This window comes from Micromonospora qiuiae, assembly GCF_016863555.1.
GTDB lineage: Bacteria > Actinomycetota > Actinomycetes > Mycobacteriales > Micromonosporaceae > Micromonospora > Micromonospora qiuiae.
The window spans coordinates 1-1,698 of sequence record NZ_BOPC01000170.1 but is presented as its reverse complement, the minus strand read 5'-3'; the positions used below and the strand labels follow the sequence as shown (position 1 = coordinate 1,698).

Annotated in this window: 3 protein-coding genes; all 3 read right to left on the bottom strand. The window is 66.3% G+C overall.

The annotated features are described in order from the left end of the window. A partial coding sequence (locus Vqi01_RS30205) for a SitI3 family protein (protein WP_204038535.1) occupies nt 1-339 on the bottom strand: 339 nt, incomplete at its 3' end. Nucleotides 340-354: 15 nt separating this feature from the next. Next, nucleotides 355-753 carry a CdiA C-terminal domain-containing protein gene (locus tag Vqi01_RS30200; protein WP_239098782.1) on the bottom strand — a complete coding sequence of 133 codons (399 nt, stop codon included), beginning with the start codon at nt 751-753 and terminating at the stop codon, nt 355-357. Between the two features lie 194 nt (nt 754-947). Next, nucleotides 948-1,475 carry a DUF6244 family protein gene (locus Vqi01_RS30195; protein ID WP_204038534.1) on the bottom strand — a complete coding sequence of 176 codons (528 nt, stop codon included), beginning with the start codon at nt 1,473-1,475 and terminating at the stop codon, nt 948-950. Nucleotides 1,476-1,698 lie beyond the last annotated feature (223 nt).

Here is a 1,698-nt window from a genome sequence, read left to right as displayed (position 1 = left end):
GGCGTCTTCGGATCGGCCGGCGAGCACGCGGGCTACGGCCGCGACCATGTCAGGTATCGCCCTGCCTGAGGGGTCATCTTTTGGCATATGGAAGACGACGTTCACATACGTGTCGGGTTCCCATTCCCATTGGGAGCCGTCGTCGTCTTCGGCGTCGAAGTAGCCGTTGCTGCCGGCGTAGACGCTGATCGTGTATCCGGAGGTGTGTTTGAGGTCCGCGCTGAGCAGCCGCGGGTAGCCGGCCAGGGTCGACTCCTCGACGCCTTCCGGGGCGGCGAGTGCGGCCACCTGCTCCAGCGGGATGTTCCCTGCCAGCGTCAGTCGGTACTCGATAGCCACGCGTTGCCTGCCTTCTCAGTCGCGCCGGACGATTTGCATGATGTCACCGTTGCGGGTCACGGCCGTGAGTTCCTTGAGGTGGGGGATCGGCCAGTCGTTGAACTGCTTCTGTAGGGCGTCGAGGTCACCGCGCCAGTCGTGCAGGTTCAGCACCACCCGTTGGGTCTGCTGGCTGGTCACCTTCTCCGACACTTCCGTCCACACGCCTCGCACGGCCTTGGTGGGCGTCGGTGAGTAGCAGTCGAAGACGTGACCCTCGATCAGATAGTCCGGTTCCTTGTCCGGCTTCCCGAGGTCGCCGGTGTTCTGGCGCGCTGCGGCGATCTCCGGTCTTGTCGGGTTCTGGTGGATCCGGTAGCCCTTGCCGGCGACCGTGTCGGCGCAGGCGTTCTCCAACTCCAGTGCACGCTGCACCCGTGCGTCTTCCCGTGGTGGGATCCGCGTCCGCGGGCCGCTCGGCGTTGCGCCGAGCACACCGGTGGGCTGCCGGCTCCACGGGACCAGGGTGTGCTCATCGGAAGCGCCACCAGCATGCAGGGAACCAGGGTTGGTCGACTCGCCGGCGGTAGACGGGTTCGGGCTGGCCGGTCCGTGACCGCCAGCCCAACTCAGTTTCCCGAGGAACCGAGCTGACGCGCTTCGGCGACTGCCGATTCAACGTACTGCCGGGCGGTACCGGTGCGCTGGAGGACCACCACCAACACCTGCTTGATGCTTTCCAACGCCTGCAACAGCGGGCCAGGCTGCCCACCCTGCAACACCATGGTGACGAGTTGCTGCGCCTCACCGACCTGCTTGATGGTCCCGGCCGTCGCATCGCGGGCACTGTCCACCGCAGCCTGAACGGGTGTCAGCCCGGAGATCGTCTCCTGCGGAGTCGCTTCGCGCGGAACCGCCGCGGTCGCCTTCGTCGCCTCACCGATCGCACCGGAAAGGCTACCCAAGCCGCCCTGGATAGCGGTGACGGCGCTACGCACCCGGGTCAATCCCGCCGCCACAGCGGCAAAGCCAGCCCCTGCAGCCCGTACGGCCACTTCCTGCGCCTGCCGGTCAGCAGCGGCCGCCAACCCCTGCGCCCGCTCGACACCCGTCAGCAGCGCACGCAACTCACCAATGATCCTGTCGACGTGCGACATGCAACCGCCCCTCAGCCCAGCCAGTAAAGTTTTTCGACCGCGAACATACTTGGCCCCGGCTACGGACCTGGTGTGCTGAGCAAGATCGGTTTCGGCCTGAATCGTGGGCAGCAGGATGCTGTCGGCCGGTGTTCTGGCGACCCATGAGGGGTCTCTTCTACGCGGTGGTGGCTGCGGTTTTGCGGGACCGTTCGGCCTTGCGGCGCAGTTGCGTGTAGACGCT

What these genes read in the sequence shown, in the direction of transcription:
- Vqi01_RS30195 (WP_204038534.1), bottom strand. Translation starts at nt 1,475, where the DNA reads ATGTCGCACGTCGACAGGATCATTGGTGAGTTGCGTGCGCTGCTGACG.